The organism is Brucella pituitosa, assembly GCF_965577835.1.
Taxonomy (GTDB): domain Bacteria; phylum Pseudomonadota; class Alphaproteobacteria; order Rhizobiales; family Rhizobiaceae; genus Brucella; species Brucella pituitosa.
The window spans coordinates 1,445,341-1,470,816 of sequence record NZ_OZ264092.1; the positions used below are offsets into that span (position 1 = coordinate 1,445,341).

Sequence of the window (25,476 nt, forward strand, 5' to 3'; positions counted from 1 at the left end):
CGAGCCGGGCTTTTTAGCCTCTGAGGCAGATTGTACTGGAAGGGGATTAGTCCTTCGAGAACAGCGTCGCGCTCTGCGATGTCGAGACCATCGTGTTGTAGTCATTCACGATCCACTGAAGATCAGAGGCAGCACCGCCTTTGCGTGCATCACCTTTTGTCTTCTCCAGCTTTTCCTGGAAGTCGCGCAGCTTGCCCAACAGGCTTGCCGGACGGGATTCAAAGACGTGGAATGAGTTTGGATGTTCAGTTGCATAGTCGTCCATTTCACGGACGGCGGCTGCATAGGAATCCATGGCTTTGCCGAAAGCATCCATATCGACGACCGGCTTTTCGTTTTCCGGCAGCAGTTCAACCAGAGCATTGGCGCGGATCATGACATTGCGCACATGCCAGCTGGCTTTCTTGCCTTCGGCCTTCTCAAGCGCATCGAGCTCTGCCAGATCGACCTTGCTCTTTTCTTCGCTCAGCAATGCATCGACGCGCTTGCGTTCTTTGGTAAATTCCGGCGCATACTCGGCTATCTGTTTGTGGAATTCCTTGGCACCCGCATATTTGTCGGACTTGTAGTCCTTGCGGTCGTAGTATTTGCTGGCCTTCTCGATCACCGGCGCAAGCTTCTGATAGATCGCAATGTAGCTCACCATTGCCTCATCCAGTGCAGGCAGCTTGGGCTCTGCCGTGGTGGCGGCTTGCGCTGCTTCGATCTCACTGCGCACATCATAGAGCGAGTAAAGACCGTAGACGTTGCGTTCCTTGCCTGTTGGGCCCTTCTTCATATCGACCCAGCTGTCGTAACGGTCGAGCGATTCCGAGGCACGAATGGTTCGGTTGAGAAGCGAAACATAGGCGTTCATCTTTTCAATCGCAGCATTCGGATCGACCTCTTCGGCAGATTGCGCAAAAGCGGCGGTTGGCAGAATGACTGCCAGAAGCGTGAACAGGATCGCACGAGGCGAGAAGCGTTTCATGTGGTTTTCCCTCATTCAATGACAGCGTCGGCGATGGTAAATATACCAGGTACTCTCGTTATGGTTCCCGTTTGCATGGCGGGCAAAGAGCATGCGCGTGTCAGAATGACAAGTTTTATTAGATTTTTCTACTTTATGGGGATGCCTCAGCGCGTTCGCGTCCGTTCACAGATATATGAAAGAAAGGCGGGAACCATCCCCCCTTTCTTTGCAAAGGTCTGTGTTCTTAGAGCGCGTTTCGATCTGATTGGATCGGATCGGCGCTCTAAATATTTGTTTTAAAGCCCGGTCATGGCGAGCGAGGCCTCGGTATAACGTTTGCCTGCAATCTTCTCAGAATCGAAAAGCGTGTTCAGCCGTTCAAGTTCTTCGGTGGTCAATGTCACATTGACTGCTTTTGCATTGTCTTCCAGATGGTTGATCTTGCGGGCACCGGGGATGGGAACAATGAAATTGCCCTGATTGAGTACCCAGGCGAGCGCCAGTTGCGCCGGTGTCACCTGCTTTTCGCGCGCGATCTCAGCAATCAGATCGACCTGCTTGTTATTGGCTTCGAGGTTGCCCGGCTGGAAGCGCGGAAGCGTCTTGCGGAAATCGCCCTCTGCCAGATCGGATTGCGAGCGCACCTGCCCTGTCAGCATGCCGCGGCCGAGCGGGCTATAGGGCACGAAACCGATGCCGAGCTCGGCACATAGTGCCAGAACACCCTGTTCCGGATCACGCGTCCAGAGGGAATATTCGTTCTGAAGAGCTGCAATCGGGTGGACTGCATGCGCACGGCGGATTGTCTTTACACCTGCTTCGGAGAGGCCGATGGTGCGAATTTTACCCTCATTGATCAGGTCTTTCATCGTGCCGATCACATCTTCGATCGGAACAGTCGGATCGACACGGTGCTGATAAAAGAGATCAATCGTTTCGATATCGAGGCGCTTCAAAGAGGCTTCCGCTACGGCGCGGATATTTTCGGGGCGACTGTCCACGCCAACCGGCTTGCCATCTTCGATCTTGAAGCCGAATTTCGTGGCGATGGTTACTTTGTCACGAAATGGCTTGAGCGCCTTGCCCAAAAGCTTTTCATTTTCATAGGGGCCATAAACTTCAGCCGTATCGAAGAATGTGATGCCGAGATCAAAAGCACGGTGCAATGTGCGGATGGCATCCTGTTCTTCCTGTCCGCCATAGGCATAGCTCATGCCCATGCAGCCAAGGCCGATTGCGGAGACAGTCAATTCCTGGCCAAGCTTGCGCGTTTTCATCGATATTCCTTTCGGGACGAGTTCTGAAATGTGAATGTCTGCTCATTCCAGCAGAACAAAGCGCGGAAACCCCGGGAGGCAAGGAGGGAACTGAAGGGGAGTCCGGTGAGGCAAAAACTACGCCCTGAATTCGTGTTCGATAATACCGATTTATTTTCATGGGTTATTCTATATTTTAGAACAATGAATCGAAATCAGCTTTCCCAACTGGCCGTTCTGGCCGCAGTTGCAGCTCATGGCAGTTTTCGCGGTGCGGCGAGAGAATTGTCGATTGCGCCATCCGCAGTCAGTCATGCTGTTGCAGCCCTTGAAGACAGTCTTGGCATTCGGCTTTTGTCGCGCACCACGCGCAGCGTGGCGCCCACCGATGCCGGACGACAGTTACTGGAACGGCTCGCGCCTGCGCTAGAGGAAATTCATCAGGCCCTGGGTGCTGCGATCGAAGCGCGCGAGCGCCCGGCGGGCACGCTGAGAATTACGATGCCGCATATCGCTGCACAGTTTGTCATTGCACCGCGGCTTGGTGAATTTGCTGAAGCCTATCCGGATATCACGCTTGATCTGACAGTCGAAAGCGCTTTCACCGATATTGTATCGGCGGGTTTTGATGCGGGAATGCGGCTCGGTGAAAGTCTCGAAGCGGATATGATCTGCGCCCGTCTTACCGGTGATCTGCGTGCGGCAATCGTGGCGTCGCCCTCCTATCTTGCAACAGTAGCCATCCCCGAACATCCCAATGATCTGATGCAGCATCACTGTGTGCGTCATCGCTTTGCCAGTGGGCGTATCTATCGCTGGGAGTTTGAAAAAGCGGGTGAGGAGCTGGAAGTTGCCATCAACGGCCCACTCATCCTCAATGATGACAGGCTGATTCTCGATGCCATTCTCAACGGCGCCGGTCTTGCCTATCTGTTCGAAGACTACGTTCGCGATGCGCTGGAGGATGGGCGTCTGGTCAGAGTGCTGGAAGATTGGTGCCAGCCTTTTGCTGGCCTTTATCTCTATTACCCAAGCCGCCGCCAGATGCGGCCCGCTCTGCGCGCATTCATCGATTTCTTTCGCGGATCTTATGAGATGCAACACCGTTTTATGGGAGCGTAAGGCATTTCGTTCTGCCGAACCTCATTGGAGCGCTTCGGTGATGCGAATTTTTTGTTTCATATTCAGTACCAATCGTGCCATCGATAGCCACAAAATATGATGCTGAGGCGCGTTGCGCGTACTGGAACTCTGCTTGAAAGCACGAGACCAGGCAAAGTTTGGAAGAAGGGAATAGCATGTTTCGTTGGGGTATTCTTTCCACCGCCAAGATTGGTGTCACGCAGGTCATTCCGGCGCTCAGTGCTTCTGACAATGGTGTGGTTCATGCGATTGCCAGCCGCGACCATGCGCGCGCTCGCGCTGTTGCTGACCGTTTTGGCGCGCCGCTCGCCTTCGGTTCCTATGAAGAACTGCTGGCGAGTGACGAAGTGGATGGCGTTTATATTCCGCTGCCGACCTCGCAGCATATCGAATGGACACTGAAGGCAGCGCAGGCTGGCAAGCATGTGCTTTGTGAAAAGCCGATTGCGTTGAAGGCCGACGATATCGATCAGCTGATTGCCGCGCGCGACAAGCATAAGGTTACGGTCGCCGAAGCCTTCATGGTCTATTACCATCCACAATGGATCAAGCTGCGTTTTCTTCTGCAAGAAGGTGCAATTGGCACTCTGCGTCATGTGCAGGGCGCATTCAGCTATTTCAACAATGATCCGGGCAATATGCGCAATCAGCCGGAGCTTGGCGGCGGTGCGCTGCCGGATATCGGCGTGTATCCGACCGTGGTGACGCGCATGGTGACCGGAAAAGAGCCACTTTCGGTTCAGGCCTCAGTTGAGTTCGATCTGAAGTTCGGCACCGATCGCTATGCCAATGTGTCGGCGCGATTCGATGGTTTCGACCTGACTTTCTATGTCGCAACCCAGCTTGGCGCCCGCCAGACCATGGTTTTCCACGGCGACAAGGGCTTTATCGAAGTTCATGCACCATTTAATACTGGCAAATATGGTCATGGCCGCATTACGCTCTATAATGGTGGGCATACGGAAGCGACCGAATGGTCGTTCTCCGATACAAACCACTACCAGCTTCAGGCCGAAAACTTCGTGCGTGCCACGAAAGGTGAAGGTGTGATGCTGTTTTCTCTGGAAAACTCGAAGGAAAATCAGAAATTCATCGATGCGATTTATCGTGCTGGTAAAAGCGACGGCTTCGTGAATGTCTGAAGAGGCTGTAAAGTTTGACAGGCAGGAATCTTTCGATGCCTTACAGGTTGTGACTTGCAGTGAAAAAGAGCCTTTCTTATATACGCCACGCACGAGGCTTTGATGACAGGCCCGGTTGATCAATGGTGATCTTCCGTACCGCAACCTTGAAGCAAGCATTGTGAAATCGATAGGAGCCGCTTATGGAACGCTCGGTAGAGGTCCTGGCGGTTTGCTGAATGGAGAGAAATATGGCTAAAGTTATTGGTATCGATCTGGGAACGACCAACTCCTGCGTTGCCGTCATGGACGGAAAAAACGCGAAGGTCATCGAAAATGCTGAAGGTGCTCGCACGACGCCTTCGATCATCGCTTTCAGCGAAAGTGACGAACGCCTCGCTGGTCAGCCTGCGAAGCGTCAGGCTGTCACTAACCCTGAAGGCACCCTGTTTGCCGTAAAGCGCCTTATTGGCCGCCGCTTTGATGACCCAATGGTCACCAAGGACAAGGATCTTGTGCCTTACAAGATCGTCAAGGGTGACAATGGCGATGCTTGGGTAGAAACCCACGGCAAGAAATATTCGCCATCGCAGGTTTCCGCGATGATCCTTCAGAAGATGAAGGAAACCGCTGAATCCTATCTGGGTGAAACTGTTACCCAGGCCGTTATTACGGTTCCGGCATACTTCAACGATGCTCAGCGTCAGGCAACCAAGGATGCCGGCAAGATCGCTGGTCTTGAAGTTCTGCGTATCATCAACGAACCAACTGCTGCAGCTCTCGCTTATGGTCTCGACAAGAGCGAAGGCAAGACGATTGCTGTTTACGATCTTGGCGGCGGCACGTTCGACGTTTCGGTTCTCGAAATTGGCGACGGCGTGTTTGAAGTGAAGTCCACCAACGGTGACACGTTCCTCGGCGGTGAAGACTTTGACATGCGTCTGGTCGAATATCTGGTTGCCGAGTTCAAGAAGGAACAGGGCATCGATCTTAAGAAAGACAAGCTTGCTCTGCAGCGCCTCAAGGAAGCTGCCGAAAAAGCCAAGATCGAGCTTTCGTCCGCTCAGCAGACCGAAATCAACCTGCCATTCATCACGGCTGACCAGACCGGTCCTAAGCACCTTGCAATCAAGCTTTCGCGTTCGAAGTTTGAAAGCCTTGTTGACGACCTCGTTCAGCGCACGGTCGAGCCATGCAAGGCAGCTCTTCGCGATGCAGGCCTGAAGGCTGGTGATATCGATGAAGTGGTTCTGGTTGGCGGTATGACCCGTATGCCGAAGATTCAGGAAGTCGTTAAGGCTTTCTTCGGCAAGGAACCACACAAGGGCGTGAACCCGGACGAAGTTGTTGCCATGGGCGCAGCAATTCAGGGCGGCGTTCTGCAGGGCGACGTCAAGGACGTTCTGCTGCTCGACGTGACCCCGCTTTCGCTCGGCATTGAAACGCTCGGTGGCGTGTTCACCCGCCTGATCGAACGCAACACGACGATCCCGACCAAGAAGTCGCAGACCTTCTCGACCGCTGAAGACAATCAGTCGGCCGTGACGATCCGCGTGTTCCAGGGCGAGCGTGAAATGGCTGCCGACAACAAGATCCTCGGCCAGTTCGACCTCGTTGGCATTCCGCCGGCACCGCGTGGCGTTCCACAGATCGAAGTGACCTTCGACATCGACGCCAACGGTATCGTGAACGTGTCCGCAAAGGACAAGGGCACAGGCAAGGAACACCAGATCCGCATTCAGGCATCGGGTGGTCTTTCGGACGCTGACATCGAAAAGATGGTCAAGGACGCTGAAGCAAATGCTGAAGCCGACAAGCAGCGCCGCGATGCGGTTGAAGCCAAGAACCAGGGTGAGAGCCTGCTTCATTCGTCTGAAAAGTCGTTGAAGGAATATGGTGACAAGGTTTCGGCCGAAGACAAGCAGGCAATTGAAGGCGCAATCGCAGCGCTGAAGACCTCGCTTGAAGGCGACGATGCTGAAGATATCAAGGCGAAGACGCAGACACTTGCCGAAGCTTCGATGAAGCTCGGACAGGCCATGTATGAAGCAGCACAGGCTGCTGAAGAAGGTGGCGCTGAAGGTGGTGAGCATGCTTCTTCCAACGACGATGTCGTAGACGCCGATTACGAAGAAATCGACGACGACAAGAAAAAGTCGTAAGCCTTGTCCGTAAAGCTTAAGCCCGGGTCATTCCCGGGCTTTTGCGGCCTTTCGGGACGGTTGCACCGGACGGACAAAAATAAAAAACAGTCCAGCAGACAGGTCATTCAGAGGCCGCTTTGCGAAAAATGGGACCGTGGAGACGCAATCCGGAAAATGGATGCGATCCAGCCGTCGGGATAACGAACTATGAAGATCGATTATTACGAAGCTCTGGGTGTGGAGCGAACTGCAGACGATAAGGTGCTCAAAACCGCCTTTCGCAAGCTCGCCATGGAGTACCATCCGGATCGCAATCCGAATAATCCGGATGCAGAACGCAAGTTCAAGGAAATCGGCGAAGCCTATGAAACGCTGAAAGACCCGCAAAAGCGCGCAGCCTACGACCGTTTCGGTCATGCAGCCTTTGAAAATGGCGGCATGGGCAATGGTTTTGGTGGTGGCGGCGGTTTCGGTGGAGCCGGTGGTTTTGCCGATATTTTCGAAGATATTTTTGGCGAGATGATGGGTGGCGGTCGCCGTCGCTCCAATGGCGGACGCGAACGCGGCGCCGATCTGCGCTACAATATGGAAGTCACCCTTGAGGAAGCCTATTCCGGCAAGGCCGCACAGATCCGTGTGCCGACATCCATGACCTGTGATGAATGCTCGGGTTCGGGCGCTAAAGCCGGTTCGCAGCCGACCACTTGTACCATGTGTTCGGGTGCGGGTCGTGTACGTGCTGCGCAGGGGTTCTTCTCTGTAGAGCGCACCTGCCCAACTTGTAACGGTCGCGGTCAGATCATCAAGGACCCTTGCGGCAAGTGTCACGGTCAGGGCCGTGTGACGCAGGAGCGCTCGCTATCAGTCAATATTCCGGCTGGTATTGAAGACGGCACGCGTATTCGTCTCGCAGGCGAAGGTGAAGCCGGAACGCGGGGTGGCCCATCGGGCGATCTGTACATTTTCCTGTCGGTCAAACCGCATGAGTTTTTCCAGCGTGATGGCGCTGATCTTTACTGCAAAGTGCCGATCTCGATGACCACGGCGGCACTGGGCGGAGATTTTGAAGTCTCCACGCTCGACAGCACCCAGACGCGTGTGAAGGTGCCCGAAGGCACCCAGAATGCCAAACAGTTCCGCCTCAAGGGCAAAGGCATGCCGGTTTTGCGCCAGCAGGCAGTGGGCGATCTCTATATCCAGATCGATATTGAGACACCGCAGAACCTGTCCAAACGCCAGCGTGAGTTGCTTGAGGAATTTGAACAACTCTCGTCCAAGGAGAACAGCCCGAAATCGGCAGGCTTCTTCTCGCGGATGAAGGAGTTTTTCGAAGGCATAGGTGAGTGAAAGAAGGGAGCCGTTTGGCTCCCTTTTTTTAATGCATTCCTTAATGTTGCCTTGCCTAAATACTCCAATGCGGCATAAACTTGCCTGATAACGACAATGGGAGCAGTGAAGAATGGCAGGGCAGCTCGGCAGGAAACTGGCCGCTAAGTTCGATGAAGAAATCCGTTTTTTCAAAGGTTGGATAGACGGACCAAAAGCGGTCGGCGCGATATTGCCGACAAGTTCGATTACGGCGCGACGCATGGCGAGCGTCATCGATACGAAATCAGGCCTGCCTGTTTTAGAACTCGGACCAGGCACAGGCGTCATTACTAAAGCCATTCTCGCCCATGGCGTAAAACCTTCCGATCTCTACTGCGTTGAGTACTCATCTGACTTTGTCGATCACCTTGACCGGACTTTTCCTGACGTGAATATCATTCAGGGAGACGTATTCGATCTCGATCAGGCGCTTGGCGACATGAAAGATCAGCAATTCGACAGCATCGTTTCCGCTGTTCCCATGCTGAACTTTCCGATGGAAAGCCGCATTCAGCTGATGGAGAGCCTGTTGTTGCGTATGCCGCGCGGTCGTCCTCTGATCCAGATCACTTATGGTCCGCGTCCACCGGTTCCGGCAGGCAAGGGCAATTACATTGTGCAGCATTATGATTTTGTCGTGCGCAACGTACCGCCTGCGCAGCTCTGGGTCTATCGCAGCCCGCTTGCCTGATAACTGGAGTAACAATGACTGCACGAATTCTCGTTTTTGCGGGTTCTATCCGCACGGGTGCATTTTCGGGTCAGATGGCCGATGCAGCCGAAAAAGAACTCACGCGACAGGGTGCGAAGGTCATGCGCATAACGCTGGCTGATTATCAGCTTCCAATCATGAATGAAGATCTGGAAGCAGAAGAGGGTATTCCTGAAAATGCCATGAAGCTTGGCCGTCTCTTTGCCGAGCATGACGGGCTGATGATCTGTTCGCCGGAATATAATGCATCGATCCCGCCGCTGCTTAAAAATACAGTCGATTGGGTCAGCCGTATTTCCAGGGATGGTGACAAGCCGTTTAGGCCTTATGCGGGTCTGACGGTTGGGCTGTGCTCGACATCTAACGGTGCTTTTGCCGGTATGCGCGGGCTTTATCACTTGCGCGCTGTTCTGATGAATTGCGGCACGCAGATTGTAACAGAGCAATGCTCGGTTGGTGGTGCGGCCGACGCTTTCAATGATGATGGTACACTCAAAAACGAACGGCAGGCGAAAATGCTGAGCGCTGTTTGTGCGAGCCTTATCAAACATTCGGTCAATCCGGGACGCTGATAAGTCAGCATTATCTGCACATTTCAGGGCGCGGTATCTTTCGTACCGCGCCCTGTTGTGCGACTAGAGCGCCGTGCGTCCAACTGGACGCACAAAGGACGCTCTAACCTATTTGATCCACGCATCGTGCTTTCCAAAAATCGGTTCCGATTTTTGGGCCGATGCTGTAAAACGAAAATCACAGCGGAGATTTCCATGACGACGAAAGATTTGCGCGATCAGCTGATCGTGGGCCTCGACGTGCCAACCGTTGCTGAAGCAGAAAAAGTGGTCGAAGAACTGGGCGATGCTGTCACGTTCTACAAGATCGGCTATCAGCTGGTGTTTGCGGGCGGTCTCGATTTTGCAAAGAGCCTGATTGCGACCAAGAAAAAAGTCTTCCTCGACATGAAACTCCTCGACATCGACAATACCATCGCCAAGGGCGTGGAGAATGTCGCGAAGATGGGCGTTTCCATGCTCACCCTCCACGCTTATCCAAAAGCCATGCGCTCGGCTGTGGAAGCAGCCAAAGGGTCTGATCTTTGCCTGCTGGGTGTGACGGTTCTGACCTCTATGGATGATGCTGATCTCAAAGAAGCGGGCTATTCCGATACGCCGGAAGCGCTGGTGCTCAAGCGGGCACAGCAGGCGCGTGAGGTTGGCATGGGCGGGATTGTGGCTTCCGCTGCTGAAGCTTACGCCATCCGTCAGGCAATCGGTCCCGATATGGCAGTTGTAACGCCCGGTATTCGTCCGGCGGGAGCCGAGAAGGGCGACCAGAAGCGCGTGATGACGCCCGCCGATGCGCTGAAAGCCGGTGCAAGCCATCTCGTTGTTGCGCGACCAATTGTCGGAGCTCAGGATCGCAGGGCTTCAGCCCTTGCCATTCTGGAAGAAATGCGTTCGGTTGCCTAGAGCATAATTCCTTAAACTTGGATCAGTTTAAGGTAAAATTATGCTCTGATTTTAAAGGGTTATAGCGACCGTTGGGCGTCCAATAGGACGCCCGGCGCTCTAATCGGTTTCTGAGGAGGACCTAATGACCAAAGCTTATTGGATCGCCCGTGTGGATGCCCGTGATACGGAGCGTTACAAGGATTATGTTTCGACCGCCACGCCTGCTTTCGAGCGCTATGGTGCGAAGTTTATCGCACGCGGTGGTAAAGCCGAAGCCGTCGAAGGACCGGGCCGCGCCCGCAACGTCATCATCGAATTTGAAACCATGCAGCACGCGCTCGATTGCTACAATTCGCCGGAATATCAGGCAGCAAAAGCCATCCGCCAGACTGTAGCGGATGGCGAAATCGTCATCGTTGAAGGCGTCGCCTGATTATAATCTTACTGGCGGGTCGTGACGGCCCGCGACAGACAGATCAAGTAATATGACCTTGCCCGCATGCGGATCCGCATTGCGGGCATTTTCATTCATGCCTTCATGTGCACTGGTGACAATCAGGACAGAGGCGTCGGCACCAATGAAGGCCGGGCAGGTTGGCTGGGTAACGGGCAGTTTGATCGAGCGTAAGAGACGCCCTTGTGACGAATAAGCGTTCAGCGCGCTTCCGCCCCAGCAGGCATTCCACAAGGTGCCTTCCGCATCAACCACCGAGCCATCAACACCGCCATCTTCGACACGATGGTGAAAGACGCTTTTCTCTGATGTCGGCAGGCCGGTTTCGGGATCCGTATCGACGCGCCAGATGATGTTACGGTCGGTATCTGCGAAATAAGCGATCTTGCCATCTGGCGAAAAACAGATGGAATTGGTGATCGTGATACCGGAGAAAAGCTTCTTTACCTGTCCCTCGCGATACCACCAGATCGAACCGGCATCCGGTTCCGCTTTTTTGCCCATGGTGCCGATCCAGAAGGAGCCTGATGGGTGCACACGGGCATCATTGGAGCGCGTGGCGTCGTTATCGGCTTCGAGTGGATGGTGCAGCGTCAGACGTCCATTGGTACGCTCGCGCACAAAAAGCCCGTGCTCGCTGACTATCAACTGCCGCTCACGATCGATAACCGCAAGTGCGCTGGCTTTCATGCCGAGATCATGCGTGCGGATTTCACCGCTATCGTCTTTCTCGATCAGCCTTTGGCCCAGAATATCGAACCACCAGCACTGACCGGTCAGCGGATCATAGCCCGGACCTTCCCCCAGTTCTGCGATATGTTCGGCAAATATGGTTGTGTTGACTATGCTCACCTGTTCCTCCCGGGCTTTGCCGTTTCAACATAATGAAGGGCAGGGCAGCGATCTAGTGGTCTAATTCCGACATTTGCATCCCTTGGGCGTAGGCGCTGAGCAAATGTCGGAATCAAAGAGGCCACTAGCAACTATATGATACTAGTGGATTTTTCGAACTTGACGTTTGATACAGCATTTGTGTCGGCTGGGATTCAAACGTCAAATTCAATCCACTAGTTGCAAATGTTTATGTGATCAGAAAGTTCTATGTTGCCTGCCCATTCCGTTTTAAGTTCCGGCAACTGAGAATCGCGAGGAAATCATGTCGCTAAAAGTTGCGGTCCAGATGGACCATATCAGCACGGTCAATATTACGGGTGACACCACTTTTGCTCTGTCGCTTGAAGCGCAGAAGCGCGGCCATGAGCTGTATCATTACACGCCGGACCGCCTTTCCATGCGCGATGGCGTTGTTTCGGCTCGCGTTGAAAAAATGGAAGTCCGCGACATCAAGGGTGATCACTACACGCTGGGTGAGCCGGTGCGTCGCGACATGACGGAAATGGATGTGGTTCTGCTGCGTCAGGACCCGCCGTTCGACATGAACTACATCACCACAACGCATCTTCTGGAGCGTATTCATCCAAAGACGCTGGTGGTGAACGATCCGGCATGGGTCCGCAACAGCCCGGAAAAGATCTTCGTCACCGAATTCCCCGACTTGATGCCCGAAACGCTGATAACCAAGGATCCGCAGGAGGTTCTGGAGTTCCGCCGCGAGTTTGGTGATATCATCCTGAAGCCGCTCTACGGCAATGGCGGTGCCGGCGTGTTCCATCTGGCTGATGGCGACCGCAATCTGACATCGCTTTTGGAAATGTTCGGCCAGCTCTTCAGGGAGCCGTTCATTGCGCAGCGTTATCTCAAAGATGTGCGCGCAGGCGACAAGCGCATCATCCTCATCGACGGCGAGCCGGTTGGCGCGATCAATCGCGTGCCTTCGGAAACCGATGCACGCTCCAACATGCATGTCGGTGGCCGTGCAGAACAAAGCAAGCTGACTGCGCGCGAACAGGAAATCTGTGCCCGCATCGGACCATCGCTCAAAGAGCGCGGCTTCATCCTCGTCGGTATCGACGTGATTGGCGATTACATGACCGAGATCAATGTGACCTCGCCAACTGGTATTCGAGAGATTGAGCGCTTCGACGGCACCAATATCGCCGCCCTGTTCTGGGACGCTGTGGAAGCCAAGCGCAAGTAACACGCATCTCTTCGGCGAAAAAAATCATAGGGCCGGTCTGAAACAATCAGATCGGCCCTTTCTCTTGATTGCACCTGTCGAAAATGCTTAAATCCTATGGTTGTATTTAAGTGTCTACTCATCTTTTAGGTGAGTTGCGTGTTGTGTGGGGGCATATGGTAGCGCGCGTGGGGACAGTCGCCTTTCAGGGTATAGAGGCGGTGCCTGTCGATGTGCAGGTGATGGTGGCGCCAGGCAAGATGGGCATGTCGATTGTCGGTCTGCCTGATAAAGCTGTGGCCGAAAGCCGGGAGCGTGTACAGGCAGCACTCCATGCTTCCGGCCTTTCCATGCCGACCAAGCGGGTCACGGTCAATCTGGCTCCGGCCGACCTGCCGAAAGAAGGCTCGCATTACGATCTGCCGATTGCCGTTGGGTTGATGGCGGCAATCGGTGCTATCCCGATAGACGCCATACAGTCCTATCTGGTTTTGGGAGAGCTTTCGCTTGATGGTTCCATCACGGCTGTTGCGGGTGTATTGCCAGCCGCAATTGGTGCCAATCGTGAAGACAAGGGTCTGATCTGTCCCTATGCCTGCGGACCGGAAGCTGCATGGGCAGGGGCCAATGTCGATATTCTTGCACCACGCAGCCTGATTGCCCTCGCCAACCACTTTCGCGGAACACAGGTGCTGACGCCGCCTGATCCTTCCATGCGCGTATCAAGCGAAATGCTGCCGGATCTTGCCGATATCAAGGGACAGGAAACTGCCAGGCGGGCGCTTGAGATAGCTGCTGCCGGAAATCACAATCTGCTTCTGGTCGGGCCACCGGGATCGGGAAAATCCATGTTGGCGCAGCGACTGCCGTCCATTCTGCCAAAACTCAGCCCGCGTGAACTGCTCGATGTTTCAATGATCACATCCATTGCAGGCGAGCTATCGGGTGGAAAGCTTTCTGACCGCAGACCTTTTCGCGCTCCGCATCATTCGGCCTCCATGGCCGCTATGGTTGGTGGTGGGCTAAGGGCGAGACCGGGTGAGGTGTCGCTCGCACATAATGGCGTTTTGTTTCTGGACGAGTTTCCCGAATTTTCGCCGCAGGTACTCGATTCTCTCAGACAACCGCTGGAAACTGGTGAATGCATGATTGCGCGCGTCAATCATCGCACAAGCTATCCCGCACGCTTTCAGTTGATTGCCGCTATGAACCCTTGCCGTTGCGGCATGGCGGGAGAGCCGGGTCACACATGCGCACGTGGGCCACGCTGCCAAAGCGATTATCAGGCGCGCATTTCCGGGCCGTTGCTGGATCGTATCGATTTGCGCGTCGACATGCCTGCTGTCTCAACTCTTGATCTCATTCAGCCCTCGCAATCCGAACGAAGCGAAAGCGTTGCCAAACGTGTCGCGCGGGCGCGGGCAATGCAAAGCGCGCGCTATGCCGCACTTGGGCTGGATGCATCCATGACCAACGCCTACTGCTCGGCAAATCTGATTGAAGACGTGGCCAAACCCGATGCTGCGGGTTTAAAACTGTTACGCGACGCGAGCGAACAGATGCGCTTTTCTGCACGTGCCTATCATCGCATTTTGAAAGTAGCGCGCACATTGGCTGATCTTGATGGAGTGGATCAGATCAGCCGGATACATCTTGCTGGCGCGATTTCCTATCGTATGGGTGCCGAGAGACTGTCTTCTGTGGCGTGAAGATCACGCCACAGAAGCTTTTTTCCGGGCTTAGTTTACCTGAAGCGTCACGGTGCCATTGTTAAGAAAACAGGCCTTGTTGAACAGCGATAGATCAAGCGGATTGGGAAGGCGCACATCGCTTAAATCCGGGCAGGCCTTGAGGTCCGCATCGAAACTACGATCAATCTGTGAGATGCAGAGAATGATCAGCCCCTTTTCCTCCGCAAAAGCTTTCAGCGCCCTTATCTGAAACATCAGTTCCGGCTTTTCACGCTTCTGATCCAGCAATTGCAGATAGTCGATGACGATACATGTGTCGCGCGGTTCGTTCTGCGATTGCTCGATGATGTAATCAGCGCTGATTGCTTCAGATGTGTCGAACACGAACTGTCCTTGAAAGTCATGCTCGTTGAGGCCCAGCATCTCAAATCGCTTTCCGATGTCTTTCCGCGTGTAGTCGAGAGAGAAGAACAGGCCGCGATTTCCCTTCTTCATGGCCTCAATGAGGATTTCGAGGCTGAGCAGCGTCTTGCCATGGCCGGGCCGTGCGCCAACCAGAACCAGATCACCCGGCTGTAAGCGCGCATAAAGTTCCGCAGCCGAAACGGTGTCGGTATATTTATGGGTCAGTGTGCTCCAGCTTTTGAAGCCTTCGCGCTTTGCTATGCGGTCCAATGCCGAATGAAGCGGTATGCTTTCATCGCGCGCCATAAGCTTCGCGCGGCGTTTCAAATGATATATGGGAGCCGATAATTTCATCAAAACCTCCTATGCGAGCTTTGATTGCAATCCCTCCTTATGCATTCGCTCGAACAGCTGGTTCGATGGTTAGATTTCCCGCATGAAAAATGCTTTCCCGATTGGAGGGAGGAGGCGTGGAGGAAGCCAGAATCAGAGCATAGCGCAGATCGGGTTGAGAGGTGAACAGCATTTTGCGTGCTAGAGCATTTCCTGTTTTTCTTGAATCATTGGAAATGCTCTATCTCTTTGTTTTTTCGCATTATCCGATGCAAAACCGCTTCGCACTTTTGCTGGAAATGCTCTAGCCGGGGAGCCGTTTACGCGCCCCGGCATTTTGTCAGAGTCCGAAAGTCACCAGCCCGTTTTCATCAATACTCCAGGCCGGGTTCCAGGCAATTTCCCATGCATGGTCGTCGGGATCGGCAATGTAGCCGCGAATGCCACCATGCACCGGCGCATCGGCGGGTCGCACGATCTTTCCACCAGCTTGTACGAGTTTTTCCATGAGTGGCTCGACGTCTGCTTTGTCACCCACATTATGGGCTAGTGAAAATGCGCCCGGCTGCATCAGGCCGAAGCGGTTCATATCGGCCTCGAGTGAGGGTTTCAGGAAGCAGCCGAGAACAAAACCATTCATCTGATAGAAGATGATTTCTTCGTTCTGGAATATGGGCGTCCAGCCAAAGCCTTCGACGTAAAAGCGACGAGAGCGCTCAAGATCATCGATCCCAAGCGTGATAACGGAGATTTGCTGTTTCATAACCAAGACCTCTTGTTCTCCAATGCACCATTGCATCGGAGTTGAAGGTCAAGGGACTCGACGCATTGGTCGGATCAGAGTGCATCCCGAAAAGCGTGAAGCGGTTTCGGATAAAATGCGCGCTCTCAACACCCGCGAAGGCCAGGACCCGCTTTTGAAACGGGGATCGGGCTAACCGCACCGATCTTTCCTTTTTAGACCTGAAAAGAATAACACAAACAGGCCTGTCTTCAAGATGCTCGAGAGAGGCTGGTGACTATTTGACTGCGCCTACCAGCAGATTGTCCTGGGATTCGATCGTGACCCAGCGGCCGGTATTGTTGGCGGCCTGACGCTTCAGGTAGGTATAATCGGTTTCATCCCAGCGCAGAACTTCGTCAGTCAGGTTGTCGAGAACGAAATCGCCACGATCGGTACGTACGGTCAGAACCGCATGGCCTTCGCCGTCTGGCTTGCGGACCACGGTGATCAGCAGGTCCGTCATCGGAATGCCGGCCTTGGCAAGTTCACGCTGCTTGAGAAGAACATAATCTTCACAATCGCCGACAGTGGTTGGATAGGCCCAATATTCCTCGACGCCGTAGATTTCCATATCGGTCATCGGCTTGATGCGTTCATTGGCCGAAAGATTGACGGCCTGAATGTGCTGCCAGTTGCTGTTGTTGAGTGAGAGCGCGCGGGTGTCACGGCTGACGATGTTGCATTCAGCGGCTTCGCGCTTGCAGAACTCGTAATGACCGATTGGCTGTGAGGTAAGCTTGCCAGTCTGCATGTAGGCACCCGTTCCAGCCTGTGCACCGACGCTCGCCAGAAGAGCGACGATGCCGATGCTGGCAGCAGCGATAAACTTCATGCTCGAGCGAACTACGCAAAACATACTCAAGGCCCTTTTCACAGCCCGCACTGGGCATTTATTAACGAAAAGTTAAAGTATGAAACATGGCCGGAGTCAATTGAGACTGCCGCGTCTTCGCCCAACATCTTAATTAATGGTTAACGCGGGTATTGCGCTATTTTAACACTAATAAATTGCATTTGATGATGCAGAAAACCGCCGCTTTAAGGGCGACGGTTCAGAAATTACGCATATAAAATATAAGCTTACACCGACTTCTCTGTCAGAGAAATGCTGCTGGAACGCGCGGGCTGAACAGTGAAGTTCTGTTCATGAGGCTTCTTAAAGCGGTGTAAAGCAGACGTTTGTGTGTCCGGCACTGATGAAACCAAGGCGCTGCGCTGCACCCTTGGAAAGATCAAGCACGCGTCCCTTAATGAACGGTCCGCGATCATTGATACGGACGATAAGCGACTTGCCGTTTCTCTGATTGGTGACCTTAACCTTGGTGCCAAGCGGCAGTGTTTTGTGAGCCGCAGTCAGACCGGCTGGGTTCATGCGTTCGCCCGATGCAGTGCGTGAGGTGAGTGCATACCAGGAGGCACCGCCACAGCGCGCAGCTTCAGCTTCCATTGCGGTGATCGAGAAAAGACCTGTCGTCGCAACGGCGAGCATAGCCATACGGATTTTGAAGTTCATACTGATTCCAAGAGTCGTTTCACAAAGTCTGTCCGGTAATTTTGAGTTACGACGAGAAAGACCTGTGCCAACTGGAATCTAAATGTGGCGATGGCGTGATGTTATTGAGAGTATAATGAGATAATAGATTCAATGAACTGTGCGGAAAATGATCCTATACTATGCGTTGTTTATTTGATGGCTCAAGAAAAGATCAGGAATATTTTAACCGATATATCGATGTTGTTGTAAAACTGTTTACGATTCGTTAGGATTCCGGGCTTGCCCTTTGCTCAACCATGTTTTGATGCGGAAAGCGCAAGAAGAGCTGCTTTGCCGATGGCCACGGTCTTGCCGTTCCGGTGCAATTTTTATTTGTAGCCCCAGTTTTCGGCTGCGTCAGTCAAGTTGACAAAATCCGGCCTTTTTTGGGCGAAATACAACCATAGGGTGTTTTTGGCGCGGTAAAGTTTGTGATGCCGTCTGTAACTTTTGTTGAAAGGCAGCGCGATGACGCAGTTTTGACCGCTTATCGCATGCATGCAAAAGCCAAAATCCTGCTATAAGCGCTCATGTTCAGAACGGAAAATCATGCAGGATAAGCCACAAAAGGACGATAACGACACAGCGCTTCCGGCCATTTCGGCGAGCAAGCGTATTCTATATCTATGCCTTGGCTTCCTCATGCTGGCGCTTGGTATCATTGGCGCCGTTCTGCCGGTCATGCCGACCACGATCTTTATCATTCTGGCTGCGTGGTTTTTCGCCCGTTCATCGCCCAAATTTGAGGCGCGCCTGCTTGCAGATCCGCGATTTGGTCCGCTTATTGTCAAATGGCGCGAGCGCGGTGCTATCCCGCCCAAGGCAAAACTATATGCCTGCTTCGGCATGGCATTCGGCTATGGCATGTTCTGGTGGGGCGCGCGTCCGGGGCCTTTGCTTGCTGTCTCTGTCACGATCTTTATGCTTGGTTCTGCGGCTTACGTGTTGTCGCGCCCCAGTGAATAAGACAAAATTGCAAACGGGAGCTTTTAATGCCTTTGCCTTCCATCAATCCGCTTATCGGTAAGCTTTCCGCACCGCCCATTCCTGCGGTACAGGCCTGGGCGCGGAATTATGATGGGGCACATGGTCCTCTGATTGATCTCTCGCAGGCCGTTCCCGGTTATCCGCCGCATCCTGATATGCTGCGCTTTCTCGGTGAGGCTGCGGGATCTGTCACATCTGCGGGCTATGGTCCAATCGAGGGCGAGACGGTTTTGCGTGAGGCTTATGCGACCCATGTCGGCAAGCTTTATGGCGCTGAAATCAAGGCCAACAATGTTCATATAACATCAGGCTGCAATCAGGCTTTCATCGCCGCGATCATGTGTGTCGCTCAAAGCGGCGATACGGTTCTCGCGACTAATCCTTTTTACTTCAATCATCACTCATCACTGGAGATGCTGGGCATTCGCTCGGCGACTGTCGATTGCCGTGCTGAAAACGGATTTGTGCCTGATATCGAAGATGTAAAGGCGGCCTTACATAAAGGCGTGCGCGCGCTCGTTCTGGTGTCACCCAACAATCCGACTGGGGCGATTTACCCGCCGCAACTGCTTGGCCAGATTTATGCCGCTTGCCGTGACAACGGGACATGGCTGCTGCTCGATGAAACCTATCGTGATTTTCTGAGTGATGCTGATCGAGCTCCACATGATCTGTTCACTGAGGCTGGCTGGCAGTCGCATCTGATCCAGCTCTACAGCTTCTCGAAGTCCTTCTGTATTCCTGGCCACAGGCTTGGGGCGATTGTTGCAGGTTCCGAGATGGTGGCCAATGTCGCCAAGGTGATGGACAATCTGCAAATCTGCGCGACGCGTGCGCCACAGATTGCGGTTAGTCGGGCGATTGAACCGCTGAAAGTCTGGCGTGACGACAACCGCAAGGAGATTGCGCGGCGCGCGGAAGCTTTGCGTGTTACCATGAGCAATGTGGCTGGTTGGCATATAGAGGCAGTGGGCGCTTATTTCGCATTCGTGCGTCATCCTTATGAAGGCGTGTCGTCTGTCAAGGTTGCCGAGAGGCTCGCCAAGGCAATCGGTGTTGTTACGCTACCCGGCAGTTTTTTCGGAGATGGGCAGGATGCGTTCTTGCGCTTTGCATTCGCCAATGCAGACGTTGCCGGGATCAGGGCAATGGCTGCGCGATTGCCGCTTTTGAAAGTTTGAACGACTGAGCACCTGAGAAAACCCAGCAAAATGGCGGGCAAAGTCGATTGATACAAAGCTGTAACACTACTGTCATATGACTGTTATATAGAGCGCGTAGACGGCTGGTGACGCTTTCACGTCATGTGTCTTTTACAACAGGGGCTGGTGCTCATGAACAAGATGATTTCCTCGACCGCAGCGCTCGCAATTGCTGCAGTATTGTCGGTTTCCGCTGCGAATGCGCGCGATCAGATTCAGGTTTCCGGTTCCTCGACCGTTCTGCCTTATGCCAAGATCGTTGCAGAAACCTTTGGCGAAACCTATCCTAACTTCAAGACGCCGGTTATTGAATCGGGCGGCTCTGGTGCAGGCATCAAGGAATTCTGCAAGGGCGTCGGTGAAAACACCATCGATATCGCCAATGCATCGCGCGCCATGAAGGGCACTGAACTCAAGTCTTGCATCGACGCTGGCGTCAAGGAAGTTCAGGAAGTTCGTTTCGGCTATGACGGCATCGTATTTGCAACCGATGCGAACGGCCCAGATTGGAAACTTGCTCCAGTTGACGTTTACAAGGCTCTTGCTGCCAAGCTCGTCGTAGACGGCAAGCTGGTCGACAATCCAAACACCAAGTGGAACCAGGTCAATGCAGACCTGCCAGATTGGGACATCACTGCTTACATCCCTGGCGAAAAGCACGGCACGCGTGAAGTTTTCGAAGAAAAGCTTCTTGCTGACGGCTGCAAAGAATCGGGCGCTCTCGACGAAATCAAGAAGACTGGTCTCGATGACAAGGCTTCTGCTGCGGCCTGTATCGCTGTTCGTAAAGACGGCAAGGCTGTCGATATTGATGGCGACTACAGCGAAACGCTGGCTCGCATCGACTCCAACAAGCAGGGCGTTGGCGTTTTCGGTCTCTACTTCTTCGAAAACAATGCTGACAAGCTGAAGGTCGCAACCGTCAGCGGCGTCAAGCCATCGGCTGAAACCGTTGCTTCGGGCGAATATCCAGTTTCGCGCCCGCTGTTCTTCTACGTGAAGAAGGCTCACCTTGGCGTCATTCCGGGTCTCAAGGAATATGTTGACTTCTTCCTGTCCGAACAGATGGTCGGCCCAGAAGGCCCACTTGCTGAATACGGTCTGGTTCCGGCTCCGGATGCAGAACGTGAAGCACAGCGCACTGCCTTCACCGAAGGCAAGCTGATGGAAGCCAAGTAAGCTTTGATCTGTGGAATGTGGGGAGGACTTCTTCCCACATTCTTCCTCTTTTGCGCTGGTCGGATAAGACAGGCGCATTCGCGTGGAAATGGCTGGTTGCAACTGTGCATGAAAAGCTGTCTTCACATTTTTTGGGGCAACCGGGGAAATTGAATGTCCTTCTTTCTGGTTCTCGTCAGTGTCGTCGCAATCGGACTGATCGGATTCTTCATAGGTCGACAGCGTGCCGTTGCAATTGACAAGGCTCAGCCTGCTGTCAGTTCAGGCGTCGCCACAGAGAAAATGCATTCCCGCCCGCTTTATCATGGCTGGTGGGTTTTCCTCGTTTCCGCATTGCCCGCAATTCTGTTTCTCGCGGTCTGGGCGGTTGGTACATCGGTTTATCTCGATCATACGGCAACAGCTCGTATGCCGGCTGCTGTCGAAGATGGCTCGTTTTCCGAGCGCAGCCTGCAGCTTGGTATGATCCGCAGCCTTGCAGGCGGTCTCGACAAACTGACGCCTGCTGAAATCGACAGTTTCCCGCAGACTTATAAGGAAGCACGTGACGTGCTCGGTTCAAAGGGCGTAGCGCTCGCGACCGAAGGGCAGGACTATATGGTTCCTGTCGCCCTTTTCCTGGAAAAAGCGAATAAAATCTCTCATACGCTCGGCAGCGCCGTCGCAATGATTATTGCGATTGCCGGTCTGATTTTTGGTCTCTCCGGTATCAAGCGCCGTACGCGTGCCCGTAACAATGTCGAGCGCATCGTGTTGTGGGGCCTGATCGCTGCTTCCGGTATTGCCATCCTGACGACGATCGGGATCGTGTTCTCTGTTCTGTTCCAGACTGTGAGCTTCTTCCAGTCAATCGCGCCGATGGACTTCTTCTTCGGCACAGTCTGGGACCCACGCTTTGCAGCTGCCGGTTCAGGCGGCGAAGTCGGCCAGTTCGGTCTGATCCCGCTGCTCGCTGGTACGCTTTACATTGCTCTGGTTGCAATGCTCTTTGCTGTGCCGGTTGGCCTGTTCTCCGCCATCTATATGGCTGAATATGCATCACCTCGCGTGCGCACCGTGGTCAAGCCGCTGCTTGAACTTCTGGCCGGTATTCCGACCATCGTCTACGGCTTCTTCGCACTCATAACGGTTGGCCCATTCCTGCGCGATCTCTCGATGGCAATCGCTGGCGGTCAGGGCTTCATCATGGCGCAGAGCGTGCTGACCGCCGGTCTCGTCATGGGCGTGATGCTGATCCCGTTCGTGTCGTCGCTGTCTGACGATATCATTACATCGGTCCCGCGCTCGCTGCGTGACGGCTCGCTCGGCCTTGGTGCAACACGTTCCGAAACGATCAAGCGGGTTGTTCTGCCAGCTGCACTTCCCGGCATCGTCGGTGCACTTCTGATGACGGCTTCGCGTGCGATTGGTGAAACCATGATCGTGGTACTCGCAGCTGGTGTTGCAGCCCGCCTGACAGCCAATCCATTTGAAGCCATGACCACCATCACGGTCAAGATCGTCAACCAGCTGACCGGTGACCTTGAATTCGACTCGCCGCAGACGCTCGTTGCCTTTGCGCTGGGTATCACCCTCTTCGTCCTGACGCTGATCATGAACATCTTTGCGCTCTACATCGTTCGCAAGTACCGGGAGCAGTACGAATAATGACCGATTCAACTTTCAATGCTGCTGGGAATGCCGTGGCAACACCCCAGCGCCGCGATATCGGAATCAAGCGTCGCTACGCCGCTGAACGTCGCTTCCGTCTCTATGGCATTGTTGCCATTGCGATCGGTGTGTTCTTCCTCTGCGCGCTTCTGTTCTCGGTCTTTTCCAAGGGCTATACCGCTTTCGGACAAACAACGATCTATCTGCCGGTCAAGCTTGACGAACAGGTTATCGATCCAGGCAACAAGCGTGCGACCGATCCGAATGTACTGATCACCGCCAACTATCCGCTTCTGGTTCGCAATGCTTTGGCTGAAAAGCTCGGCGTTCCAACCACGGATCGCGCGCAATTGCGTGAAATCGGGCGCTTCTTCTCTGATGGTGTTCGTGTTCAGCTTCGCCAGATGGTGATGGACAACCCATCGCTGATCGGCACCACGCAGACGGTCCCGGTTCTGGCTGCTGCTGATATCGACTCGGCCTATAAGGGGCAGATTGATCTTTCGGTCGCAGAAGCAAACCGCAAGGTTTCTGATCGTCAGGTCGCCTGGATGAAGACGCTGACCGATGAAGGCATCATGAGCCAGGCTTTCAACTGGGGGCTGTTCACCAATGGTGCTTCCAGTCGTCCGGAAACTTCCGGTCTGGGTGTGGCACTGGTGGGCTCCTTCTACATGATGCTGATCGTGCTGGTTCTTGCACTGCCTATCGGTGTAGCTGCGTCGATCTATCTTGAAGAGTTTGCCAAGAAGAACCGTCTTACGGATCTCATCGAAGTCAACATCAACAATCTGGCTGCAGTGCCGTCGATTGTGTTTGGTCTGCTTGGTCTTGCGGTCTTCATCAATTTCTTCAATCTGCCGCGCTCCGCATCGATTGTCGGTGGTCTGGTGCTGACATTGATGACGCTTCCAACGATCATCATCGCGACACGTTCCGCTCTTCGCGCCGTGCCGCCATCGATCCGCGCCGCAGCTTTAGGCCTTGGTGCATCGAAGACGCAGATGGTGTTTCACCATGTGTTGCCTCTCGCAGCACCGGGCATTCTGACCGGAACAATTATTGGTCTTGCTCAGGCGTTGGGTGAAACAGCACCGCTACTTCTGATCGGTATGGTGGCCTTCGTTGCCAATATGCCTGCAACGCCGATGGACCCGGCCACCGCTCTGCCTGTGCAAATCTTTATGTGGGCGAATGAAGCTGAGCGTGCCTTTGTGGAACGGACATCAGGCGCTATTATCGTCCTGCTTCTGTTCCTGGCCGTTATGAATATTGCAGCAATTATTCTGCGCCGCCGCTTTGAGCGCCGCTGGTAAACGGGAGAGAAATGATGAATCTCATGACTGAACGATCTCTCGAGAAAGCCGTAGGAGAAAAGATGAACGCCAACGCCCCCTCCATAAAGATGCGCGGCGACAAGGTCTGCGTGTTTTATGGCGAGAAACAGGCTCTGTTCGAAGTCGATCTGGATGTTCCGGAAAAGATGGTTACAGCGCTTATCGGTCCTTCGGGCTGCGGCAAGTCTACATTCCTGCGTTCGCTCAATCGCATGAACGACACGATTGAAGGCTGCCGTATCGTAGGCAATATCACGCTCGACAACGAAGACATTTACGATCCGAAGATCGACGTGGTTGAATTGCGTGCCCGTGTCGGCATGGTGTTTCAGAAGCCAAATCCATTTCCGAAGTCGATCTTCGAGAACGTGGCTTATGGCCCGCGTATCCACGGTCTGGCACGCAACAAGACCGATCTCGAAGAGATCGTCGTAACCAGCCTCAAGAAGGCCAGCCTCTTTGAAGAGGTCAAGGATCGTCTTCACGATGCCGGAACCGGTCTTTCCGGTGGTCAGCAGCAGCGTCTGTGCATTGCACGTGCGATTGCAGTCAGCCCGGAAGTCATCCTGATGGATGAGCCGTGCTCGGCGCTTGATCCGATTGCGACGGCCAAGGTTGAGGAGCTGATCGACGAGCTGCGCCAGAACTACACGATCGTCATCGTCACGCACTCCATGCAGCAGGCCGCTCGCGTTTCACAGCGCACCGCCATGTTCCACCTGGGCAATCTGGTGGAAGTGGGTGACACGGATGTGATGTTCACGGCACCGACCGAGAAGCGCACTCAGGACTATATCACCGGTCGCTTTGGTTAACATTTCAGCAGAAGCAGGAACCATCTTCGGTTTCGCTTCCCTGTAATCCTTACTTCGAGGTCTATTATGGCGTCTCAGCATACCGTTACCGCTTACGACGAAGAACTGCAGTTCCTGACCCATAAGATCGCTGAAATGGGCGGTCATGCGGAACGTATGGTCGAGCAGTCCGTTGCAGCGATTGTCAACGCCGACAATGCGCTTGCTCAGCGCGTTATCTCCGATGATCTCATCCTTGATGCAAGCGAGCGTGAGATTGACGACAAGGCCGTCATGATCATCGCAAAGCGCCAGCCTATGGCTGTCGATCTTCGTGAAATCATCGGCTCGATCCGCATATCGGCCGATCTGGAACGCGTGGGCGATCTTGGCAAAAACATTGCCAAGCGCGTTGCCGCCGTCTCGGAATCGCGCCAGCCGGTCAAGCTCTATCGTGGACTTGAAACACTGGCTGAACTCGCTCTGACCCAGCTCAAAGACGTGCTCGATGCCTATGCAACGCGCTCGGTACAGCAGATCAATGTTGTTCGCGATCGCGATGATGAAATTGACTCGATGTACACCTCGCTGTTCCGCGAGTTGCTCACCTATATGATGGAAGATCCGCGCAACATTTCAGCCTGCACGCATCTTCTGTTCTGCGCAAAGAATATTGAGCGCATTGGCGATCATGCAACCAACATTGCCGAGACGGTCTATTACATCGTGACTGGCCTGCAAATGCCTGCGGAACGCCCAAAAGAAGACCTGAGCCACGGTATCGTCGTGGACGAGGCGCGTAAATCCTGATGGTATTTTGCGCTGCATCATTGCGGCGCAAAATCTCTGCATGTGTAAGAATAGCGCGGCGGCACGCGGTCGACGGGGGGACTGTATCTTCT

The 25,476-nt window shown here is 53.8% G+C and carries 24 protein-coding genes; 17 read left to right on the forward strand and 7 right to left on the reverse strand.

Features of this window, described 5'->3' with window-relative positions:
- Window positions 1-46: 46 nt before the first annotated feature.
- Window positions 47-970, reverse strand: coding sequence for a YiiG family protein (locus tag ACSME1_RS06980; protein WP_024898382.1), 924 nt, complete (start codon window positions 968-970; stop codon window positions 47-49).
- Window positions 971-1,248: 278 nt separating this feature from the next.
- Window positions 1,249-2,229 (reverse strand): aldo/keto reductase, encoded by a 981-nt coding sequence (locus tag ACSME1_RS06985; RefSeq protein WP_024898381.1) that lies wholly within the window; start codon window positions 2,227-2,229, stop codon window positions 1,249-1,251.
- A 183-nt stretch (window positions 2,230-2,412) separates the two neighbouring features.
- On the opposite strand from ACSME1_RS06985, the gene ACSME1_RS06990 reads away from it, so the two are divergent.
- The 8 genes from ACSME1_RS06990 to ACSME1_RS07025 all read left to right on the forward strand — a co-directional run bounded on the left by ACSME1_RS06990 (window position 2,413) and on the right by ACSME1_RS07025 (window position 10,580).
- Window positions 2,413-3,330: a LysR family transcriptional regulator gene (locus ACSME1_RS06990; RefSeq protein ID WP_024898380.1), complete on the forward strand. Its 918-nt coding sequence runs from the start codon at window positions 2,413-2,415 to the stop codon at window positions 3,328-3,330.
- Window positions 3,331-3,506: 176 nt separating this feature from the next.
- Window positions 3,507-4,493 (forward strand): Gfo/Idh/MocA family protein, encoded by a 987-nt coding sequence (locus ACSME1_RS06995; RefSeq protein ID WP_024898379.1) that lies wholly within the window; start codon window positions 3,507-3,509, stop codon window positions 4,491-4,493.
- A 230-nt stretch (window positions 4,494-4,723) separates the two neighbouring features.
- Window positions 4,724-6,634, forward strand: a complete 1,911-nt coding sequence (dnaK, locus tag ACSME1_RS07000; protein WP_024898378.1) for a molecular chaperone DnaK — start codon at window positions 4,724-4,726, stop codon at window positions 6,632-6,634.
- Window positions 6,635-6,823: 189 nt separating this feature from the next.
- Complete coding sequence (gene dnaJ / locus ACSME1_RS07005; protein ID WP_100558378.1) at window positions 6,824-7,963, forward strand: molecular chaperone DnaJ; 1,140 nt, start codon at window positions 6,824-6,826, stop codon at window positions 7,961-7,963.
- 112 nt (window positions 7,964-8,075) lie between these two features.
- Entirely contained in the window at window positions 8,076-8,675 is a 600-nt protein-coding gene (pmtA, locus tag ACSME1_RS07010; protein ID WP_024898376.1) for a phospholipid N-methyltransferase PmtA, read from the forward strand.
- 14 nt (window positions 8,676-8,689) lie between these two features.
- Window positions 8,690-9,268 (forward strand): NADPH-dependent FMN reductase, encoded by a 579-nt coding sequence (locus tag ACSME1_RS07015; RefSeq protein ID WP_024898375.1) that lies wholly within the window; start codon window positions 8,690-8,692, stop codon window positions 9,266-9,268.
- Between the two features lie 195 nt (window positions 9,269-9,463).
- Entirely contained in the window at window positions 9,464-10,165 is a 702-nt protein-coding gene (gene pyrF / locus ACSME1_RS07020) for an orotidine-5'-phosphate decarboxylase (protein ID WP_105705552.1), read from the forward strand.
- Window positions 10,166-10,289: 124 nt separating this feature from the next.
- On the forward strand, window positions 10,290-10,580 hold the full coding sequence (locus ACSME1_RS07025) for a DUF1330 domain-containing protein (protein ID WP_105705550.1): 291 nt from the start codon (window positions 10,290-10,292) through the stop codon (window positions 10,578-10,580).
- Here ACSME1_RS07025 and ACSME1_RS07030 read toward each other — a convergent pair whose 3' ends face one another.
- Window positions 10,581-11,453, reverse strand: a complete 873-nt coding sequence (locus ACSME1_RS07030; RefSeq protein ID WP_105705548.1) for an SMP-30/gluconolactonase/LRE family protein — start codon at window positions 11,451-11,453, stop codon at window positions 10,581-10,583.
- A 304-nt stretch (window positions 11,454-11,757) separates the two neighbouring features.
- On the opposite strand from ACSME1_RS07030, the gene gshB reads away from it, so the two are divergent.
- Both gshB and ACSME1_RS07040 read left to right on the forward strand, forming a co-directional pair.
- Window positions 11,758-12,699: a glutathione synthase gene (gene gshB / locus ACSME1_RS07035; RefSeq protein ID WP_024898371.1), complete on the forward strand. Its 942-nt coding sequence runs from the start codon at window positions 11,758-11,760 to the stop codon at window positions 12,697-12,699.
- A 155-nt stretch (window positions 12,700-12,854) separates the two neighbouring features.
- Complete coding sequence (locus ACSME1_RS07040) at window positions 12,855-14,387, forward strand: YifB family Mg chelatase-like AAA ATPase (RefSeq protein ID WP_105534747.1); 1,533 nt, start codon at window positions 12,855-12,857, stop codon at window positions 14,385-14,387.
- A gap of 30 nt (window positions 14,388-14,417) precedes the next feature.
- On the opposite strand, the gene ACSME1_RS07045 is transcribed toward ACSME1_RS07040, so the two are convergent.
- From ACSME1_RS07045 to ACSME1_RS07060, 4 genes are all read right to left on the reverse strand, one after another.
- Window positions 14,418-15,128, reverse strand: a complete 711-nt coding sequence (locus ACSME1_RS07045) for a DNA helicase (protein ID WP_024898369.1) — start codon at window positions 15,126-15,128, stop codon at window positions 14,418-14,420.
- Between the two features lie 319 nt (window positions 15,129-15,447).
- Entirely contained in the window at window positions 15,448-15,870 is a 423-nt protein-coding gene (locus tag ACSME1_RS07050; protein WP_024898368.1) for a VOC family protein, read from the reverse strand.
- A gap of 256 nt (window positions 15,871-16,126) precedes the next feature.
- Window positions 16,127-16,747 carry a transglutaminase-like cysteine peptidase gene (locus ACSME1_RS07055; protein ID WP_024898367.1) on the reverse strand — a complete coding sequence of 207 codons (621 nt, stop codon included), beginning with the start codon at window positions 16,745-16,747 and terminating at the stop codon, window positions 16,127-16,129.
- Window positions 16,748-17,047: 300 nt separating this feature from the next.
- Window positions 17,048-17,404 carry a septal ring lytic transglycosylase RlpA family protein gene (locus ACSME1_RS07060; RefSeq protein ID WP_024898366.1) on the reverse strand — a complete coding sequence of 119 codons (357 nt, stop codon included), beginning with the start codon at window positions 17,402-17,404 and terminating at the stop codon, window positions 17,048-17,050.
- Window positions 17,405-17,974: 570 nt separating this feature from the next.
- On the opposite strand from ACSME1_RS07060, the gene ACSME1_RS07065 reads away from it, so the two are divergent.
- The 7 genes from ACSME1_RS07065 (at window position 17,975) to phoU (ending at window position 25,384) form a co-directional block, all read left to right on the forward strand.
- Window positions 17,975-18,391: a YbaN family protein gene (locus tag ACSME1_RS07065; RefSeq protein WP_024898365.1), complete on the forward strand. Its 417-nt coding sequence runs from the start codon at window positions 17,975-17,977 to the stop codon at window positions 18,389-18,391.
- Window positions 18,392-18,423: 32 nt separating this feature from the next.
- Window positions 18,424-19,593, forward strand: coding sequence for an aminotransferase (locus ACSME1_RS07070; RefSeq protein ID WP_181153612.1), 1,170 nt, complete (start codon window positions 18,424-18,426; stop codon window positions 19,591-19,593).
- Between the two features lie 153 nt (window positions 19,594-19,746).
- Window positions 19,747-20,793 carry a PstS family phosphate ABC transporter substrate-binding protein gene (locus ACSME1_RS07075; protein ID WP_024898363.1) on the forward strand — a complete coding sequence of 349 codons (1,047 nt, stop codon included), beginning with the start codon at window positions 19,747-19,749 and terminating at the stop codon, window positions 20,791-20,793.
- A 153-nt stretch (window positions 20,794-20,946) separates the two neighbouring features.
- Window positions 20,947-22,440: a phosphate ABC transporter permease subunit PstC gene (gene pstC, locus ACSME1_RS07080; protein WP_024898362.1), complete on the forward strand. Its 1,494-nt coding sequence runs from the start codon at window positions 20,947-20,949 to the stop codon at window positions 22,438-22,440.
- Window positions 22,440-23,759 (forward strand): phosphate ABC transporter permease PstA, encoded by a 1,320-nt coding sequence (pstA, locus tag ACSME1_RS07085; protein WP_024898361.1) that lies wholly within the window; start codon window positions 22,440-22,442, stop codon window positions 23,757-23,759. The genes pstC and pstA overlap by 1 nt, the downstream gene beginning before the upstream one ends.
- A gap of 62 nt (window positions 23,760-23,821) precedes the next feature.
- Window positions 23,822-24,595 (forward strand): phosphate ABC transporter ATP-binding protein PstB, encoded by a 774-nt coding sequence (gene pstB, locus ACSME1_RS07090; RefSeq protein ID WP_024898360.1) that lies wholly within the window; start codon window positions 23,822-23,824, stop codon window positions 24,593-24,595.
- A 66-nt stretch (window positions 24,596-24,661) separates the two neighbouring features.
- Complete coding sequence (gene phoU / locus ACSME1_RS07095) at window positions 24,662-25,384, forward strand: phosphate signaling complex protein PhoU (RefSeq protein ID WP_024898359.1); 723 nt, start codon at window positions 24,662-24,664, stop codon at window positions 25,382-25,384.
- Window positions 25,385-25,476 lie beyond the last annotated feature (92 nt).

What these genes read in the sequence shown, in the direction of transcription:
- ACSME1_RS06980 (WP_024898382.1), bottom strand. Translation starts at nt 970, where the DNA reads ATGAAACGCTTCTCGCCTCGTGCGATCCTGTTCACGCTTCTGGCAGTC.
- ACSME1_RS06985 (WP_024898381.1), bottom strand. Translation starts at nt 2,229, where the DNA reads ATGAAAACGCGCAAGCTTGGCCAGGAATTGACTGTCTCCGCAATCGGC.
- ACSME1_RS06990 (WP_024898380.1), top strand. Translation starts at nt 2,413, where the DNA reads ATGAATCGAAATCAGCTTTCCCAACTGGCCGTTCTGGCCGCAGTTGCA.
- ACSME1_RS06995 (WP_024898379.1), top strand. Translation starts at nt 3,507, where the DNA reads ATGTTTCGTTGGGGTATTCTTTCCACCGCCAAGATTGGTGTCACGCAG.
- dnaK (WP_024898378.1), top strand. Translation starts at nt 4,724, where the DNA reads ATGGCTAAAGTTATTGGTATCGATCTGGGAACGACCAACTCCTGCGTT.
- dnaJ (WP_100558378.1), top strand. Translation starts at nt 6,824, where the DNA reads ATGAAGATCGATTATTACGAAGCTCTGGGTGTGGAGCGAACTGCAGAC.
- pmtA (WP_024898376.1), top strand. Translation starts at nt 8,076, where the DNA reads ATGGCAGGGCAGCTCGGCAGGAAACTGGCCGCTAAGTTCGATGAAGAA.
- ACSME1_RS07015 (WP_024898375.1), top strand. Translation starts at nt 8,690, where the DNA reads ATGACTGCACGAATTCTCGTTTTTGCGGGTTCTATCCGCACGGGTGCA.
- pyrF (WP_105705552.1), top strand. Translation starts at nt 9,464, where the DNA reads ATGACGACGAAAGATTTGCGCGATCAGCTGATCGTGGGCCTCGACGTG.
- ACSME1_RS07025 (WP_105705550.1), top strand. Translation starts at nt 10,290, where the DNA reads ATGACCAAAGCTTATTGGATCGCCCGTGTGGATGCCCGTGATACGGAG.
- gshB (WP_024898371.1), top strand. Translation starts at nt 11,758, where the DNA reads ATGTCGCTAAAAGTTGCGGTCCAGATGGACCATATCAGCACGGTCAAT.
- ACSME1_RS07040 (WP_105534747.1), top strand. Translation starts at nt 12,855, where the DNA reads ATGGTAGCGCGCGTGGGGACAGTCGCCTTTCAGGGTATAGAGGCGGTG.
- ACSME1_RS07045 (WP_024898369.1), bottom strand. Translation starts at nt 15,128, where the DNA reads ATGAAATTATCGGCTCCCATATATCATTTGAAACGCCGCGCGAAGCTT.
- ACSME1_RS07050 (WP_024898368.1), bottom strand. Translation starts at nt 15,870, where the DNA reads ATGAAACAGCAAATCTCCGTTATCACGCTTGGGATCGATGATCTTGAG.
- ACSME1_RS07055 (WP_024898367.1), bottom strand. Translation starts at nt 16,747, where the DNA reads ATGTTTTGCGTAGTTCGCTCGAGCATGAAGTTTATCGCTGCTGCCAGC.
- ACSME1_RS07060 (WP_024898366.1), bottom strand. Translation starts at nt 17,404, where the DNA reads ATGAACTTCAAAATCCGTATGGCTATGCTCGCCGTTGCGACGACAGGT.
- ACSME1_RS07065 (WP_024898365.1), top strand. Translation starts at nt 17,975, where the DNA reads ATGCAGGATAAGCCACAAAAGGACGATAACGACACAGCGCTTCCGGCC.
- ACSME1_RS07075 (WP_024898363.1), top strand. Translation starts at nt 19,747, where the DNA reads ATGAACAAGATGATTTCCTCGACCGCAGCGCTCGCAATTGCTGCAGTA.
- pstC (WP_024898362.1), top strand. Translation starts at nt 20,947, where the DNA reads ATGTCCTTCTTTCTGGTTCTCGTCAGTGTCGTCGCAATCGGACTGATC.
- pstA (WP_024898361.1), top strand. Translation starts at nt 22,440, where the DNA reads ATGACCGATTCAACTTTCAATGCTGCTGGGAATGCCGTGGCAACACCC.
- pstB (WP_024898360.1), top strand. Translation starts at nt 23,822, where the DNA reads ATGAACGCCAACGCCCCCTCCATAAAGATGCGCGGCGACAAGGTCTGC.
- phoU (WP_024898359.1), top strand. Translation starts at nt 24,662, where the DNA reads ATGGCGTCTCAGCATACCGTTACCGCTTACGACGAAGAACTGCAGTTC.